This is a genomic window from Bradyrhizobium sp. AC87j1 (assembly GCF_002936975.1).
GTDB classification, from domain to species: Bacteria; Pseudomonadota; Alphaproteobacteria; order Rhizobiales; family Xanthobacteraceae; genus Bradyrhizobium; species Bradyrhizobium shewense.
Genome location: NZ_PTFE01000057.1, coordinates 36,242 through 52,668, shown reverse-complemented (window position 1 = coordinate 52,668; position 16,427 = coordinate 36,242). Strand labels below are relative to the sequence as shown.

The window sequence follows — 16,427 nt, the reverse complement described above, 5'->3', positions numbered from 1 at the left end:
CCAGCAAACGAGCCCCCCTTTGTCCAGGCGCCGGTCGCCAAACCGTCCCAATCCACCTTCCATCGCTCGCTCCATCGGCACACCCCTCCCGATGGATTCAGACTTCAGATGACTTGGCAACCCGCCGCCGGCCCCAGATGTGTGAACATGCTAGGGTCAAGCCGGGGCATGACACTGTCTGTGTGGCTTGTGGCGAGCGCGTCAGCGCACCAATCAATGCAAATGCACCAGGTGCGGCCACCACAGGCCAAGGCTGGTCATGAGCAGGCCGGCGAGCGTCAGGATGCCGGCGACATAGGCCAGCGCGATCATGCCGGTGATGATGGTGGCCGAGGCCAGCACGATGCCGATCTGGAAGGCGGCCGACGCCAGCTCGAAGTGATGGTATTTCGCAGTCGCCTCGTCGCGCTCGTGCTCGGCATGCTTGGCCTTCTCGGCGAGCTGCTCGGTGCCTTCGCCGGTCTCCGGTTCGGAGCGGTAGCGCTGCGCGGTCTTGGTCCAGTCGTCGACCTGTTTCTGCACCGCGGCCTTCGCGGCGTCGTCGGTGGCGGAGCCGAGCGTGAGCTTGCCCTGCTCGGCCGCGGTGATCACCACGGTGCGGCGGATGCTCTTGGCCTGGAAGAACGCCCAGAGATTGGCGGCCTCGACGTTCTTGCTGATGGATTCGGTCTGGGCGCCCTTGCCGAGCGTCTCCGAGATCGCCAGGAACAGCGCCAGCACGGCGATCAGGAGCGCGATCTTCTTGTTCGAGCCGGACGCGTGTTCGGCGTGCTCGGCGTGCTCCATGCTTTCATGTGCGCTCATCAGTCTCTCCTGCCTCGGTTCCGCAACGATTGACCGAACCGCGCGGCCGGCGCAAGAGGCACGCTCGCTGTGACAGCTTCATGTCAGGAATCATTGGCTCTCAGCGTCTTGGATGTGCGCTGGCATAGACCTCCAGCAGGCGCTCGGAATCGATGCCGGTATAGATCTGCGTGGTCGAGAGCGAGGAATGGCCGAGCAATTCCTGGATGGCGCGCAAGTCCCCGCCGCGCGACAGCAGATGCGTGGCGAAGGAATGCCGGAGCGCGTGCGGCGTGGCGCTGTCGGGCAGGCCGAGCGCGCCGCGCAGCCGCTCCATCGCGAGCTGGATGATGCGCGGGCTCAAGGGACCGCCGCGCGCGCCGACGAAGATCGGGCCTTCGGCGGGCAGTGGATAAGGGCACATCGCGACGTATTCCTGAACGAGCTCGAGCACGTTCTGCAGCACCGGCACCATGCGGGTCTTGTTGCCCTTGCCGGTCACGATCAGCACGTCGCCCTCGCCGGGACGCGGCACCTCGCGGCGCTTCAGGCCGAGCGCCTCCGAGATGCGGAGCCCCGAGCCGTACAAGAGCGCCATCACCGCAGCATCGCGCGCCAGGATCCAGGTCTCGCGATCCTCGCCGGCACGCTCGTCGGCATCGGCAAGGCGCTTGGCCGATGCCATCGGCAGCGGCTTCGGCAAGGTCTTGGCCACCTTCGGCGCGCGGATCGCCGAGAGTGCGCCGACCTTGCCCTTGCCTTCGCGCTCGAGGAAGCGGCCGAAGGAGCGCAGGCCGGCCAGCGCGCGCATCAGCGAGCGGCCGGCAATGTCGTCGGCGCGGCGCATCGCCATGAAGGCGCGGACGTCGGTGGCCTCCAGCGCCGCGAAGCGCTTGAGCGTCACGCGTTCGCCCCAATGGCTGCAAAGGAAATCCAGGCACTGCCGCAAGTCGCGGCCATAGGCTTCCAGCGTCTTCGGCGACAACCGCCGCTCGGCGCCGAGATGCGACAGCCAGCGCGTCATCTCCTGCGCGATCGAGGGATCGGCGCTGGCGAGCTCGAGAGGTGGGGCGACGACTTTGCTCATGCGCACTGGACGTGGTGATTCCACTCAGTATATCGCATCACACCCGTTTATCGTTCGCTAAGGCCGCCTCAGGGCGCTAGCCTTGAGGCCCCCGGTTCCGATTCTTCGTTCATGGATCACACCTCGCGCAGCACCACCGCCCCCACCAACGCGACCGGCATGGTCGACGTGCTGGTGCCGGTCGCGCTCGACCAGACCTATTCCTACAAGGTGCCGCGCGGCATGGAGCTGAAGGCGGGCGATCTCGTCGCCGTGCCGCTCGGGCCGCGCGAGGTGCTGGCCGTGGTCTGGGGAGAGAACGCCAATCCCGATCCGCGCCTGCACAACCGTCTCAAGGAGGTCAACGAGAAGCTCGATATCCCGCCGCTCAAGCCCGAGCTGCGGTCCGTGGTCAACTGGGTCGCCAATTACACGCTGAGCCCGCGCGGCATGGTACTGCGCATGTGCCTGCGGATGGGCGAGAATCTCGGCCCCGAGCGGGTGCGCCCCGGCGTGCGCCTGGTCGGCGACCCGCCGAAAAGGCTGACGCCGGCACGGCAGCGCGTGATCGAGGTGCTGTCGGACCGGCTGCTGCACGGCAAGTCTGAAGCCGCCAAGGAAGCCGGCGTCTCCTCGGGAGTGATCGACGGGCTCGTCGACGAAGGCACGCTCACGGTTGAGCCGATGCCGCCGCCTCCGCCGCCGCCCGTGCCCGATCCGGATTTCGGCCGGCCGGATTTTACCCCGCTGCAGCGCGCGGCCGTCGACACGATGCGGGCGCTCGCGGCCAACGGCACCTTCCACGTCGCATTGCTCGACGGCGTCACCGGCTCCGGCAAGACCGAGGTCTATTTCGAGGCGATCGCGGAGGCCATCCGCCGCGGCAGGCAATCGCTGATCCTGATGCCGGAGATCGCGCTCACCGGGCAGTTCCTCGATCGATTCGCGCAACGCTTCGGCGTGCGGCCGATCGAATGGCATTCCGAGCTGACGCCGCGCACCCGCGCGCGCAACTGGGCGGCGATCTCGGGAGGGAGCGCGCCGGTCGTGGTCGGCGCGCGCTCGGCGCTGTTTCTCCCCTACGCCAATCTCGGCCTGATCGTCGTCGATGAAGAGCACGACCAGGCCTACAAGCAGGACGAGGGCGTGCATTATCACGCCCGCGACATGGCGGTGGTGCGCGCGCATATCGCCAAGATCCCGGTCGTGCTGGCCTCGGCGACGCCGTCGGTCGAGTCCGAAGTCAACGCGCGCAAGAACCGCTATCAGCGCATCGCGCTGCCCTCGCGCTTCGGCGGCCAGCACATGCCGCATATCGAGGCGATCGACATGCGCCGCGAGCCGCCGGCGCGCGGCCGCTTCATCTCGCCGCGGCTGGCCGGTGAGATCAGAAAAGCGATCGAGAAGCGCGAGCAGGCGCTGCTGTTCCTCAACCGCCGCGGCTATGCGCCGCTGACGCTGTGCCGCGGCTGCGGCCATCGCTTCGCCTGCACCATCTGCGATGCCTGGCTGGTCGATCATCGCTTCCGCCAGCGCCTGGTCTGCCACCATTGCGGCTTCTCGATGCCGCGGCCGCATCTCTGTCCGAACTGTTCGGCCGAGGAATCGCTGGTCGCAGTCGGCCCCGGCGTCGAGCGCCTGCAGGAGGAGGCCGCAGCGCTGTTCCCGCAGGCGCGCACCATGGTGCTGTCGAGCGATCTCATCACCTCGATCGAGACGATGCGCTCGGAGCTCGCCGAGATCGCGGAGGGCCGGGTCGACATCATCATCGGCACGCAGCTCGTCGCCAAGGGCCACAATTTCCCGCGGCTCAATCTGGTCGGCGTGGTCGATGCGGATCTGGGCCTCAGCAACGGCGATCCGCGTGCGGCGGAACGCACCTGGCAATTGCTCAACCAGGTGATCGGACGCGCCGGGCGGGAGCAGGGCCGCGGCGTCGGCTATCTCCAGACCCACCAGCCCGATCATCCCGTGATGAAGGCGCTGATCGCCTGCGACCGCGAGGCCTTTTACGACAGCGAGATCGATCTGCGCGAGCGCACGCTGTATCCGCCGTTCGGCCGGCTCGCCAGCCTGATCATCTCCGCCGGCGACCGCCCGAGCGCCGAAGGCCTTGGCCGCCGCCTCGTCGCGCTCGCCCCGCGCGACGAGCGCGTGGTGGTGCTCGGACCGGCGGAAGCGCCGCTCGCCGTGATCAAGGGCCGCTACCGCTTCCGCATCCTGGTGAAATCGGCGCGCGGTTTCGACCTCTCGGATTACCTGCGCAATTGGCTCGCGGTCTGCCCGAAGCCGACGGGCAATCAGAAGCTCGAAGTCGACGTCGATCCGCAGAGCTTTTTGTAGGGCTGAGCTCTCCTCTCGTGCCCCGGACGCAGCGCAGCGTCTCTTTGACGGTGCGCTGCAGAGCCGGGGCCCATGTCGCAAAGGAACCCGCGGCTTCTGGGTCCCGGCTCTGCGCCGCAACGCCAAGCGGCGTTGCAGCTTGTCCGGACACCAGCGGCGATGATGGCCAATAAAAAAGCCCGCGGTCCCCCAAGACCGCGGGCTTGTTTCATGCGCGCATCAAACTGATGAAAACTGCGCGCGCTCGATGGACGCTTTATCGCGCCTTAGGAGACGACTTCCGCGGTGACGCGGCCGACGCCGCGACCCGTGAGGCCGATGGCGCGGGCAGCGCCCGTGGAGAGGTCGAGAACCCGGCCGCGAATGAACGGGCCACGGTCATTGATGGTGACGACGACGCTCGAGCCGCCGTGGGTGACGCGCAGCTTGGTGCCGAACGGCAGCGAACGGTGCGCCGCGGTCATGGCATTCTGGTTGAAGCGCTGGCCCGAGGCCGTGCGGCTGCCGGACTCGTTGCCGTAATAGGAGGCGACGCCGGAGAAGCTGCGGCCCGTGCCCGAGGTCGGCGTCATCGACGCATTGGCGTTGCGCCAATCGGAGGTCGCGTTGGTATCGGTCTGAGCATGGTGGCGGTGATGATGATGATGCCGGTGATGCCGGGATTTGGCGGAAGCCTCGGTGGCAGTTCCACCGATGAGGAGAGTTGCGGCAATGAAAGCGATCGCCGTGCGCGGCCGGGTCACAAAGCCCAGCGTCTTCAAAGACAGCATTTAGTGGTCCCTAAGCTAGTATTGCCACATATGTGGCTAGTGGAGCCCCCATCAGTTTGTGAGCGGGTTGGCGTTTCGATTCCTAATGAGGCGTGAATTGGGCAGTAAATCCATTCTGTGTCGTCATGAAATATCTTGTTACCGCCACCAGATATTCAGGCGATGTTCCGTAATCTTCGCTTTTAACGATTTGTTAAGCTATGTAATACTTCGAAATACTGTAAAAACGAAGTCATCATCTTGAGCATTTAGAATTGGGTAAGTATTCGGCGAGTGGAACTGGCGAGGCCGGAATCACGCCTCAGCGATCCGTGTTCATGGCCGCTATGCGCTGAGAGCAGGAACCAACAAGGCGAGCCGCCGCGACAATTCCGTGACGCGGCACCTCGTCACCATGTCCTTGCTCAAGTCCCTGATACGGTCGTCGGATCAGGTGGTGATCGATGCATCCCGCGTGCGACGAACTGGCGACAGAACCTCATGCCTTTAATTTGGCGTCATGTTGCACCTGCGCGCCTGCTATGTTAGCAAAGCCGCGATTTTAACGGATCCGGCACGTCCCGTGCCGGCCGGAAATCGAAGTCCCGCTTGAATTCCAAGGGCTTGGATCGCTTGGCGCCGCTTTGTGGCGACGGTTTTTCCCTTGCGAGTTTGACAGCAAAAAGAGCGCGTCTGTGGCTGCAGAAGATACGTCCGTTTCAGGTGTGTCCGGCCGTTATGCAACGGCCTTGTTTGAACTGGCCCGCGACCAGAAAGTGGTCGATGAGGTCAAAGCCGATCTCGAGAAATTCGAGGCCATGCTGAACGAGAGCGCCGATCTGAAGCGCCTCGTCCGCAGTCCGGTTTTCGCGGCCGATGCCCAGTCCAAGGCCCTTTCGGCCGTGCTGGCCAAGGCGGGCATCGCCGGCATCTCCGCCAATTTCCTGAAGGTCCTGACCGCCAATCGCCGCCTGTTCGCGGTGGTCGACGTCATTCGCGCCTACCGGGCCCTGGTCGCCAGGTTCAAGGGCGAGGTGACGGCCGACGTCACCGTGGCGGAAACGCTTTCGGACAAGAATCTCGACGCCCTCAAGGTTGCCCTGAAGTCGGTGACCGGCAAGGACGTCGCGCTCAACGTGAATGTCGATCCCTCGATCATCGGTGGCCTCGTCGTCAAGCTCGGCAGCCGCATGATCGATAGTTCGCTTCGCACCAAACTCAATTCGATCAAGCACGCGATGAAAGAGGCAGGCTGATGGACATCCGCGCCGCGGAAATTTCCGCGATCCTCAAGGACCAGATCAAGAATTTCGGCCAGGAAGCTGAAGTCTCCGAAGTCGGACAGGTGCTGTCCGTCGGCGACGGTATCGCTCGCGTCTACGGTCTGGACAACGTCCAGGCCGGCGAAATGGTCGAGTTCGAGAACGGCACCCGCGGCATGGCGCTGAACCTCGAAACCGACAACGTCGGCGTCGTGATCTTCGGCGGCGACCGTGAGATCAAGGAAGGCCAGACCGTCAAGCGCACCCGCGCCATCGTGGACGCGCCGGTCGGCAAGGGCCTGCTCGGCCGCGTCGTCGACGCGCTCGGCAATCCGATCGACGGCAAGGGCCCGATCCAGGCCGACAAGCGCATGCGCGTCGACGTCAAGGCGCCCGGCATCATTCCGCGCAAGTCGGTGAGCGAGCCGATGGCGACCGGCCTCAAGGCGATCGACGCCCTGATCCCGATCGGCCGGGGCCAGCGCGAGCTGATCATCGGCGACCGTCAGACCGGCAAGACCGCGATCGCGCTCGACACCATCCTGAACCAGAAGCCGCTCAACGCGCAGCCCGACGAGAACATCAAGCTGTACTGCGTCTACGTCGCGGTCGGCCAGAAGCGCTCGACGGTTGCCCAGTTCGTGAAGGTGCTGGAAGAGCAGGGCGCGCTCGAATATTCGATCGTCGTCGCCGCCACCGCGTCGGATCCGGCGCCGATGCAGTACATCGCGCCGTTCACCGCCTGCACCATGGGCGAGTTCTTCCGCGACAACGGCATGCACGCGGTCATCATCTATGACGATCTGTCCAAGCAGGCCGTCGCCTACCGCCAGATGTCGCTGCTGCTGCGCCGCCCGCCGGGCCGCGAAGCCTATCCGGGCGACGTGTTCTACCTGCATTCCCGTCTGCTCGAGCGCGCGGCCAAGCTCAGCAAGGATCACGGCTCGGGCTCGCTGACCGCACTGCCGGTCATCGAAACCCAGGCCAACGACGTGTCGGCCTACATTCCGACCAACGTCATCTCGATCACCGACGGCCAGATCTTCCTGGAAACCGACCTTTTCTTCCAGGGCATCCGTCCCGCGGTGAACGTCGGTCTGTCGGTGTCGCGCGTCGGCTCCTCGGCGCAGACCAAGGCCACCAAGAAGGTTGCCGGCAAGATCAAGGGCGAGCTCGCGCAGTACCGCGAAATGGCGGCGTTCGCGCAGTTCGGCTCCGACTTGGACGCCTCGACCCAGCGCCTGCTGAACCGCGGCTCCCGCCTGACCGAGCTCCTGAAGCAGCCGCAGTTCGCGCCGTTGAAGATGGAAGAGCAGGTCTGCGTGATCTGGGCCGGCACCAACGGCTATCTCGATCCGCTCCCGGTCAACAAGGTGCGCGCGTTCGAGGACGGCCTGCTGTCGCTGCTGCGCGGCAAGAACGTCGAGATCCTCAATTCGATCCGCGACACCCGCGACCTCTCCGACGACGTGGCTGCCAAGCTGAAGTCGGTGGTCGAAGGTTTTGCGAAGAGCTTCGCGTAACTAACAGCCGTCATGGCCGGGCTTGTCCCGGCCATCCACGTGTTGCCGCGTGGAGACGAAGACGTGGATGCCCGGGACACGCCCGGGCATGACGACAGGATAGGGTCGCGGTCCAGCCACAGGCTGATCGCCGGGGTGAACGAAGAATGGCGTCACTTAAAGACATGCGCGTGCGCATCGCCTCCACCAAGGCGACGCAAAAGATCACCAAGGCCATGCAGATGGTCGCTGCGTCCAGGTTGCGCCGCGCCCAGCAGGCGGCCGAAGCTGCGCGCCCCTATGCCGACAAGATGAGCGCGGTGATCTCCAACATCGCCAGCGCTGCCGCCGGTTCGCCCGGCGCGCCGGCGCTGCTTGCCGGCACCGGCAGGGACCAGGTCCACCTGCTGCTGGTCTGCACCGGCGAGCGCGGCCTGTCCGGAGCCTTCAACTCCTCGATCGTGCGCCTCGCGCGCGATCGTGCCCTGGCGCTGATGGCGCAGGGCAAGGAAGTCAAATTCTTCTGCGTCGGCCGCAAGGGCTATGAGCAGCTCCGCCGCCAGTTCGACAAGCAGATCGTCGAGCACCTCGACCTGCGCAGCGTTCGTCAGCTCGGTTTCGTCAACGCCGAGGACATCGCCAGGAAGGTGCTGGCCCGTTTCGAGAACGGCGAGTTCGACGTTTGCACACTGTTCTACGCGCAGTTCAAGTCGGTGATCGCCCAGATCCCGACCGCGCAGCAGATCATTCCGCTGGTCGTGGAAGAGAAGGCGGCGAACGCGCCGTCGACGTCCTACGAATATGAGCCGGAGGAGGACGAACTCCTTTCGGGCCTGCTGCCGCGCAACATCGCGGTGCAGATCTTCCGCGCGCTGCTGGAGAACAACGCTTCGTTCTACGGCGCGCAGATGAGCTCGATGGACAACGCCACCCGCAACGCCGGCGAAATGATCCGCAAGCAAACCCAGATCTACAACCGAACCCGTCAAGCCCAGATCACCAAGGAGCTGATCGAGATCATCTCCGGCGCCGAGGCGGTCTGACGCACGAACTCAACGACGGTCGTTCAAGTAAAGAATTTCGAAGGAGAGCTTCATGGCTACAGCAGCTAACCCGGTCGGTCGCGTCACCCAGGTCATGGGCGCCGTCGTCGACGTTCAGTTCGAGGGCCACCTCCCGGCCATTCTCAATTCGCTGGAAACCAAGAACGGCAACATCCGCCTCGTGCTGGAAGTTGCGCAGCATCTCGGTGAGTCCACCGTGCGCACGATCGCGATGGACGTGACCGAAGGTCTGGTGCGCGGCCAGGAAGTGACCGACACCGGCCTGCCGATCCGCGTTCCCGTCGGCGAAGGCACGCTCGGCCGCATCATCAATGTCATCGGCGAGCCGATCGACGAAGCCGGCCCGGTCAACGCCGAAAGCCTGCGCCCCATCCATCAGGACGCGCCGAGCTACACCGACCAGTCGACCGAAGCTGAAATTCTGGTCACCGGCATCAAGGTCGTCGATCTCCTGGCTCCGTATGCAAAGGGCGGCAAGATCGGCCTGTTCGGCGGCGCCGGCGTCGGCAAGACCGTGCTGATTCAGGAGCTGATCAACAACGTCGCGAAGGCGCACGGCGGTTACTCCGTGTTCGCCGGCGTCGGCGAGCGCACCCGCGAGGGCAACGACCTCTATCACGAGTTCATCGAATCCAAGGTCAACGCCGATCCGAAGAATCCGGATCCGAGCGTGAAGTCGAAGTGCGCGCTGGTGTTCGGCCAGATGAACGAGCCGCCCGGCGCCCGCGCCCGCGTCGCGCTCACGGGTCTGACCATCGCGGAAGACTTCCGCGACAAGGGCCAGGACGTGCTGTTCTTCGTCGACAACATCTTCCGCTTCACCCAGGCCGGCTCAGAAGTGTCGGCGCTGCTCGGCCGTATTCCTTCGGCGGTGGGTTATCAGCCGACGCTCGCCACCGACATGGGCGCGCTGCAGGAGCGCATCACCACCACGCAGAAGGGTTCGATCACCTCGGTGCAGGCCATCTACGTTCCGGCCGACGACTTGACCGACCCGGCGCCCGCGACCTCGTTCGCGCATCTTGACGCGACCACCACGCTGTCGCGCTCGATCGCCGAAAAGGGCATCTATCCCGCGGTGGATCCGCTTGACTCGACGTCGCGCATGCTCTCCCCGCTGGTCGTCGGCGAGGAGCACTACGCGGTTGCCCGTCAGGTCCAGCAGGTGCTGCAGCGCTACAAGGCGCTCCAGGACATCATCGCCATTCTCGGCATGGACGAGCTTTCGGAAGAGGACAAGCTGACGGTGGCGCGCGCCCGCAAGGTCGAGCGCTTCATGTCGCAGCCGTTCCACGTCGCCGAAATCTTCACGGGATCGCCGGGCAAGTTCGTCGAGCTCGCCGACACCATCAAGGGCTTCAAGGGCCTGGTGGAAGGCAAGTACGACCACCTGCCCGAAGCGGCCTTCTACATGGTCGGCACCATCGAAGAAGCCGTCGAGAAAGGCAAGAAGCTGGCGGCGGAAGCCGCCTAAGCTGGCGAATAGCGAATAGGGAGTGGCGAATAGCTGCTCCCTGTTTCAACCACTCGCCATTCGCTACTCACCATTCGCAGGTTTGTTATGGCCACCTTCCACTTCGATCTCGTCTCTCCGGAAAAGCTCGCATTCTCGGGCGAGGTCGATCAGGTCGACATCCCCGGCGTCGAGGGTGATTTCGGCGTGCTGGCAGGGCATGCGCCGGTCGTGGCTGCGATCCGTCCGGGCATCCTCACCATCACCACCGGCGGCCGCCATGAGAAGGTCATCGTCCTCGGCGGTCTCGCCGAAGTCTCCGAAAAGGGCCTGACCGTGCTCGCCGATGTCGCGACGTCGCTGGCCGAGCTCGACCGCGCCCAGTTCGCGGCGACGATCTCGGAGATGGAAGAGGGGCTGAAGGAGCATGAAGGCGGCGAGCTCGATCAGGCGATCGAGCGGCTCGACCACTTCAAGAGCATCCAGCAGCAGCTCAACTCGACGGCTATGCACTAAGCCCCGGGGCACCGCTCCGGGGCTCGAACGAGAATCCTGCAAGACATTCCCTGACCAAGTGCAGCGCTCGTCACACCCGTGGCGGGCGCTGAAACTTTGTTGCACCCCGCCGCCGATAACGGCATTCTGCCCTGCGAATTTGTTCCCGGGGCGGGTCGCAGATGAAACGCAAGATCGCAGCGATTTTCGCAGCCGATATTGCCGGCTACTCGAGACTGGTCGCGGAAGACGAGGAGGAGACGCTCCGGCGGCTCGCCTCCTATCGCGAGGTCGTCGACGATTTCATCGCGAGGGCCGGCGGGCGCATCTTCAATACGGCGGGCGATGCCGTGCTCGCGGAATTCCCGAGCGCGGTCGATGCGGTGCGCTGCGCGATCGACATCCAGGAATCCTTGCGGACCCGCAACATGGCCTATCCGCCGAGCCGGCAGATGTCGTTCCGCATCGGCATCACCATCGGCGACGTGGTCGAGCGCAACGGCGATCTGCTCGGCGACGGCGTCAACATCGCCGCGCGGCTGGAGGGTCTCGCCGAGGTCGGCGGCATCTGCGTCTCGCGCGCGGTGCATGAGCAGGTCGCCAACAAGCTCTCGGTGCAGTTCGCCGATATCGGCGCGCAGGAGGTCAAGAACATCCCGACGCCGGTTCATGCCTACATGGTGGCGATGCGGCGCGAGGACGGCAGCTATAGCAAGCCGCAGCTGAAGAAGGCGGGCTCAAAGCTCGCCACGGCGCCGGTGTGGATGTGGCCGCTGGTCGTCGCAATCGTCTCGATCGTCGCCATCGGCGTCACCGGCTTCCTCTACAACACCAAGCTCAAGCAGACGGCGAATGTCGCAGCGACGCCGGCCGCAGCGCCAAGCGCGACGCCGAGCCCTGCGCCGACTCAAATGGCGAAGGCGCCGATGATGCCGATGACCGCGCCGAACGCCGGCGCTGCGATGGCGCCGATGCCTGCGCCGTCACCATCGGCCGCGCCGATGGCCGGCAAGTTTGCGGCCGACAGCGTGCCCTTCATCAACGAGCGCGTCCGCAACTACCTTGCCGGCGACTATTCCACGGCCGGCGACCACAAGGCCTTCGCGCTCAATGTCGGCGGCTTCACCGGCTCGGCCCTCAACCAGCCGAACGAGGAGGCCGCGCGCAACACTGCGATCGAGCAGTGCCAGAAGCGCGCCGATGCCGCGCAATCGCCGCGGCGCTGCGAGCTCTATGCGGTCGGCAACAACGTCGTCTACGCGCACGGCAAGCCGCCGATGCCGCCGTCTCCCTATTTCCGGCATGACGCCATGACCGAGCGGACCTTCGCATCGAAGGATTTTCCGATGGTGCGCGATCCGCAAAAGGTCCGGCTCGAGAACATGTTCGTGCCGGCGGCGAAATCCCGCTCGGTCGCGCTCGGCCCGGGCGGACAATATTTCATGGTGCTCGGCGCATTGTCGCCGGAGGACGCGGCGCGGCGCTCGCTGGAATCGTGCGGCGCGATTGCCGGCGTGGCGTGCCTCGTGGTCGCGATCGACGACAATTTCGTCGTGCCGATCCCGACGCTGTTCAGGATCACCGGTTTCTTCAATGCCGCCTCCAACGCCTCGATCGTGGCGGACGCGCGCGGCGAGGTCGTGCGCAAGCTCGGTGACGCCATGGGCTGGAACGCGGTTGCCGTCGGCACCGCGGGCCGCCCGGGCCTCGGCCTCAAGGCCGCCGACGAGCAGGCCGCGGTCTCTTCCGCGCTCGCCGACTGCGCCAAGCGCGACAGCGACTGCCACGTCATCGCACTCGGCCCGTTCACGGTGGGACCGATTAATTAGTAATAGATGGCAAAGTCATGAGGGTTCTTGTAGCCGTCTCGGTAATCTCTAACAGCGCGCGGAACAGAAACCTTGAGAATGAATACCTTGTGATAGAACCAGTGAGCAAATAAGATGGCGTTATGGAAACGGGGGCTCGCCGTTGGAGCAATATAGAACCTCGCCCCAGTCTTTTCGACCAATGCCTCGGCGAAGGCCTTTGATCCCGACTTGCATGCGGTTGAAACTAGCGCCTTGTCGCTCAAGACGTCATCCGAAAGCGCTTCTAACCGAACCGCGCCGTTCGGGGTCCAAAATGCCCTAAATTGCTTATTTGTTATAGCGCCGTGAGTGGTGATGTGGATGGTTTTGAACGGGCTTGTCTCCAACATCATCAAGAATTGTCGTTTAGTTCTAATCTCGACATATTGGCTATTCACTCCCATCAAATTGAACATGTGAGATAGGAATCGTCCTTCGGAGCCTGGGTCGGCTTTGTCGATGCATTCCAGAATCAGAACGCCAGTATTGCTCATTTCTTGCCCCTACCGTCGTCAGTATCGAATGCGGTATCTACCCAATCGTCAAAATCCATTCCCGCTTCCCAGATTTCCGCTTCTACGGCATATCGCAGGGCGGAAACATTCCGGATAGGAACGTTGCTTCCTTCGGCTTCCTCAACAAACGACAGCGTTTCGCTGATCGGAATTTCTGTTCCCCATAGCAACCGGCAGAGCGGCGAAACCGTGCCTGCCGTCCATTGAACAGTATGGACGTCGGCCGGGTAGTCACGGAGATCGATCACACAAAGCACAAACGTCTCTGGCTCGGATGCGCAAGTCTTAGCCTGGAGTGGCGTCAGCCGCGGTTCGCCAGTGGTCGTCGTCTTCACCTCGACCTTGTACTGCGCGACCTGAAATTGAGAGGATAGATCGTCCGGATCAACTTCATTCACGGTAACGAGGAAGTCATAGCCGTAGTCATCAGGGTCAACGTGAAGGTCGCGTTGTTCCAGGGCGTCTTGGACACACTGTTGTACCGCAAGTCCGAGCTTCCGCATCAGGTTGACGTCTCGCTGAAGCTGCTGCGCCTTCGCGGCCAACTCTTCGATCGCGAGAGAATTTGCTCCAACTACCGCAATGATCTTGGCAAGACTGTCGCGCAGTTTCTGTCGGGTCTCTTCGTCGCTCGCAGCAGCCAACAACCCTACATCAAGCGCGTCGAGCCCGAAGTGCTGCACAAGCAGTGTACCGCCGGCAGGATTGCCATGAAGCCATTCGGCATCCAAAAGATCCCGCACGAGCGCGGCGGTCGCAGGGTAGTGCACGATAGCGCCGTCCTCATCGACGGGTATCCACGACTTGCTGCGCAAATCGCTCAGCCATAACGACGGCGTTAACGCGACAGTCTTCTCGCCCTCTTTGGTTTTAACCGCCACTTCGGCGGTCGTACGCCATGAGGCATCTGCGGAGGCGACGTAGCAGACGACAAGTCCGAACAGTGCTTGCGCTCTTTCTCGCGTCTGTCTGCAGTAGTTGATCAACTCCGGCTCTAAAAGTGCAATTTGCGAGAGAGTCGTTTCATGAAGGGTCGCGCCGATCACTTGCTCCGACTTCACCGCAATCGGCTTGAGCCCTCGCTCTTGAATTTCGTCGCGTGGCATCATCACGATCAGCCCTGGATACGCGACGCCCCACTCGGTGAGCGCCGCCAGCATCAGCTCTCCGGCGCCGGCATAGCGTTCGTCTAGAACACGGCTTGGCGGATAGGCTGACGCGAATTTTCGCGCAGCTTTCGGCCAAGTCGACACCGGCAGCATCATGGTTCGACGACGACTTGACTTGTAAGTCGCTCCGTCTGTCGCAAGGAGAGGTATTCGCCACGCCGTCGCTTCGGCCGATTTACCTCCTGCGTCCCAGAGATGGGAGAGGAGGCCCATGCTGGCCTGGATTGCCTTCCCGTGCTGTTCGGAAACCCTCTGTTCGTCCGGGAGCGAAGCGGCTACGTTATGCAAGAGGGTACCAAGCGCATCCTCTTCTGTGAGTTCGCCGTCCGTAGCCTCCTGCACAGCATAGAGACCGGCCGTGAATTCTTGCTCGGCTAATCTCTCGATCAGCATATTGTCCAGCAGCTCTGCTCGAATGTCGATGCCAACGTCCGCCGCCAGTTCTTTGATGCGCTCAGCAACACTGCCGTCGATCTTGAGATCGTCGGCGTCCCGCAACTGTCCGTGCTGATTGGGTACGAGGTGGTCTAGATGGTTTTTGGTAATGCCGCTCGCGTTCCAAGTCTTGCCGACAGCCTCATAGTACCGAGAAAGCCATTCGAATGGTTCGTCATCGACCAGTAGTTCAGATACGTCGTCAATCTCTTTCACGGCGCGCTCGCCGATGACTTTTAGATCAATCCACGAAATTTCGACTCCGAGTTCCTCCCAACCTTCGACGACTTCTGACCATCCCTCGGATACGGCCCGATCGGGCGGGTCTGTTTCGGTGGAGCTTGCCGCAAGTTCCCAAAGCTCGTCGTAGGTTGGGCCGGCAGCGGGGCGCCGAATAAAGTCCGCATAGCGCTCGTCGTCTGTATCGGCGGCGCACGGAACTTTGTCGCCTCGCGCAGTGCGGATCAGAGGTAGCTTGGATAGGCTCTGCGCGGCCGTCGACAACACATCGGTCCAAACCTTGATGTTAGTTTCACCGGAAACATCCGGAGTCATGGCGAGTTGCGCAATCCGATATCCATCGATCCAGTCTTCCGAGTTTGCCAACGTCATCATGCGCGGAAGCGCAGCGAATGCATCTCGGAGAGGCTTCTCTTGCTCGCCAGCGACGTAAATCGTTCGCCTCTCTTGTTCGACGTCAAACTGACCGTCGACTATCATCCATCCGGGAAGTGACGGACCGCCAAGGAGTGGGAGTTGACGAAATATGCTGGGCAGCCTGCCGGTCTTTCGGACAGCCCAGGCGCCGCCCTCCCGCGCGAGCGCAACGACGACTGCGTTCTTGGATGAGAACTCCGACGTTGCCCGAACGACGCGCCAATCGCTCTTGGTTCCGTCGTCCTCGAATCGAGATACCCGATACTCAACTGGTTTATTCAAGAATCTGCTTGGCCTAGTTGAGGATGTGAGCCGCCAAGCGACTTCGTGTTCGTCGCGTCTAATGATGATCTCGCCCAGACGATGGCATGTGGCGAACAGATACGGCAGGGCCTCGTCCAAGGCTTCGAGGCCCGCGAGAGCGGTCGTCTTGTCGTCTACAATATATTCGAAGGAGGCTGTCGGCTCGTCGTCCAAGCTCTCGACGAGATGGGTATGCCGCAATGAATCGAGCGAGTCCTGAACATTTTGGAGCAGCCGCTCCGCATCGTTCGGTCTGTCCAGCTCGACATCAAAGCCGCGATAGCTCCCCTTCACCTCGAGGATGCCCGAAACATGAACTTGCTCAGAGAGCACGTGCGTCACGAGAAAGCCGGTCCCGAACCGACCGGTCGTCTCGGTTGACATGAAGTCTTTGCTCGATCCACCAGTGAGGAGTGAGGCAAATTCCTCCATCGTGAAGGGCGCCGCGTCGTGCCAAAAGCGGAGGACGCCATCCGTGTATTCAAAGGTCAGACTGATGCCTTCTCGGCCTAGGCGGGTCCCGGCGTCGTGAGCATTCTGGATTAGCTCGAATGGCCACCGTCGGGAAGAGGCATCCGGGTCGCTACGAGCTCCTAGGACCTTAGTGCGGATGCGAAGGGCGATCCCCTCGTAGACCTTTTCGTTGAGCGCTTCTTGGAATTGGGCAACGAGATCCAGCCCTTCGTCCGAGACTTCATCCACCGGTCACCCCCTAGCTTGCCGCTCTCCCACCTTATGCCTGCGCGCTGTACTTGAATATCGGTTCGTTCGCGCGCCTCGA

Annotated in this window: 12 protein-coding genes; 7 read left to right on the top strand and 5 right to left on the bottom strand. The window is 63.1% G+C overall.

Features of this window, described 5'->3' with window-relative positions; genetic code table 11:
* Window positions 1–213: 213 nt before the first annotated feature.
* Complete coding sequence (locus tag CV770_RS25845) at window positions 214–804, bottom strand: DUF4337 domain-containing protein (RefSeq protein ID WP_091964931.1); 591 nt, start codon at window positions 802–804, stop codon at window positions 214–216.
* Between the two features lie 100 nt (window positions 805–904).
* Entirely contained in the window at window positions 905–1,870 is a 966-nt protein-coding gene (locus tag CV770_RS25840) for a tyrosine recombinase XerC (RefSeq protein ID WP_104464358.1), read from the bottom strand.
* A 111-nt stretch (window positions 1,871–1,981) separates the two neighbouring features.
* Between CV770_RS25840 and CV770_RS25835 the strand changes: the two genes are divergently transcribed.
* A complete protein-coding gene (locus tag CV770_RS25835; RefSeq protein WP_104464357.1) occupies window positions 1,982–4,192 on the top strand; it encodes a primosomal protein N' in 2,211 nt (736 codons plus the stop codon).
* Between the two features lie 266 nt (window positions 4,193–4,458).
* Here CV770_RS25835 and CV770_RS25830 read toward each other — a convergent pair whose 3' ends face one another.
* Window positions 4,459–4,962, bottom strand: coding sequence for a septal ring lytic transglycosylase RlpA family protein (locus CV770_RS25830; protein ID WP_104464356.1), 504 nt, complete (start codon window positions 4,960–4,962; stop codon window positions 4,459–4,461).
* Between the two features lie 674 nt (window positions 4,963–5,636).
* Here CV770_RS25830 and CV770_RS25825 point away from each other — a divergent pair.
* From CV770_RS25825 to CV770_RS25800, 6 genes are all read left to right on the top strand, one after another.
* Entirely contained in the window at window positions 5,637–6,197 is a 561-nt protein-coding gene (locus CV770_RS25825; protein ID WP_018318859.1) for a F0F1 ATP synthase subunit delta, read from the top strand.
* A complete protein-coding gene (gene atpA / locus CV770_RS25820; protein ID WP_028139207.1) occupies window positions 6,197–7,726 on the top strand; it encodes a F0F1 ATP synthase subunit alpha in 1,530 nt (509 codons plus the stop codon). Before CV770_RS25825 ends, atpA begins: the two co-directional genes overlap by 1 nt.
* A gap of 146 nt (window positions 7,727–7,872) precedes the next feature.
* Complete coding sequence (locus tag CV770_RS25815; RefSeq protein ID WP_091964927.1) at window positions 7,873–8,748, top strand: F0F1 ATP synthase subunit gamma; 876 nt, start codon at window positions 7,873–7,875, stop codon at window positions 8,746–8,748.
* A 52-nt stretch (window positions 8,749–8,800) separates the two neighbouring features.
* On the top strand, window positions 8,801–10,243 hold the full coding sequence (gene atpD, locus CV770_RS25810; RefSeq protein WP_028139206.1) for a F0F1 ATP synthase subunit beta: 1,443 nt from the start codon (window positions 8,801–8,803) through the stop codon (window positions 10,241–10,243).
* A gap of 87 nt (window positions 10,244–10,330) precedes the next feature.
* A complete protein-coding gene (locus tag CV770_RS25805) occupies window positions 10,331–10,738 on the top strand; it encodes a F0F1 ATP synthase subunit epsilon (RefSeq protein WP_091964925.1) in 408 nt (135 codons plus the stop codon).
* 161 nt (window positions 10,739–10,899) lie between these two features.
* Window positions 10,900–12,546, top strand: a complete 1,647-nt coding sequence (locus CV770_RS25800) for an adenylate/guanylate cyclase domain-containing protein (protein ID WP_104464355.1) — start codon at window positions 10,900–10,902, stop codon at window positions 12,544–12,546.
* Here the strand turns inward: CV770_RS25800 and CV770_RS25795 are convergent.
* Together CV770_RS25795 and CV770_RS25790 are read right to left on the bottom strand one after the other, a co-directional pair.
* Complete coding sequence (locus CV770_RS25795; RefSeq protein WP_104464354.1) at window positions 12,543–13,061, bottom strand: hypothetical protein; 519 nt, start codon at window positions 13,059–13,061, stop codon at window positions 12,543–12,545. The genes CV770_RS25800 and CV770_RS25795 overlap by 4 nt on opposite strands.
* Entirely contained in the window at window positions 13,058–16,348 is a 3,291-nt protein-coding gene (locus tag CV770_RS25790) for a sacsin N-terminal ATP-binding-like domain-containing protein (RefSeq protein WP_104464353.1), read from the bottom strand. Before CV770_RS25790 ends, CV770_RS25795 begins: the two co-directional genes overlap by 4 nt.
* Window positions 16,349–16,427: the final 79 nt, after the last annotated feature.

Coding starts and splice junctions, on each gene's coding strand:
- CV770_RS25845 (WP_091964931.1), bottom strand. CDS start 804: ATGAGCGCACATGAAAGCATGGAGCACGCCGAGCACGCCGAACACGCG.
- CV770_RS25840 (WP_104464358.1), bottom strand. CDS start 1,870: ATGAGCAAAGTCGTCGCCCCACCTCTCGAGCTCGCCAGCGCCGATCCC.
- CV770_RS25835 (WP_104464357.1), top strand. CDS start 1,982: ATGGATCACACCTCGCGCAGCACCACCGCCCCCACCAACGCGACCGGC.
- CV770_RS25830 (WP_104464356.1), bottom strand. CDS start 4,962: ATGCTGTCTTTGAAGACGCTGGGCTTTGTGACCCGGCCGCGCACGGCG.
- atpA (WP_028139207.1), top strand. CDS start 6,197: ATGGACATCCGCGCCGCGGAAATTTCCGCGATCCTCAAGGACCAGATC.
- CV770_RS25815 (WP_091964927.1), top strand. CDS start 7,873: ATGGCGTCACTTAAAGACATGCGCGTGCGCATCGCCTCCACCAAGGCG.
- atpD (WP_028139206.1), top strand. CDS start 8,801: ATGGCTACAGCAGCTAACCCGGTCGGTCGCGTCACCCAGGTCATGGGC.
- CV770_RS25805 (WP_091964925.1), top strand. CDS start 10,331: ATGGCCACCTTCCACTTCGATCTCGTCTCTCCGGAAAAGCTCGCATTC.
- CV770_RS25800 (WP_104464355.1), top strand. CDS start 10,900: ATGAAACGCAAGATCGCAGCGATTTTCGCAGCCGATATTGCCGGCTAC.
- CV770_RS25795 (WP_104464354.1), bottom strand. CDS start 13,061: ATGAGCAATACTGGCGTTCTGATTCTGGAATGCATCGACAAAGCCGAC.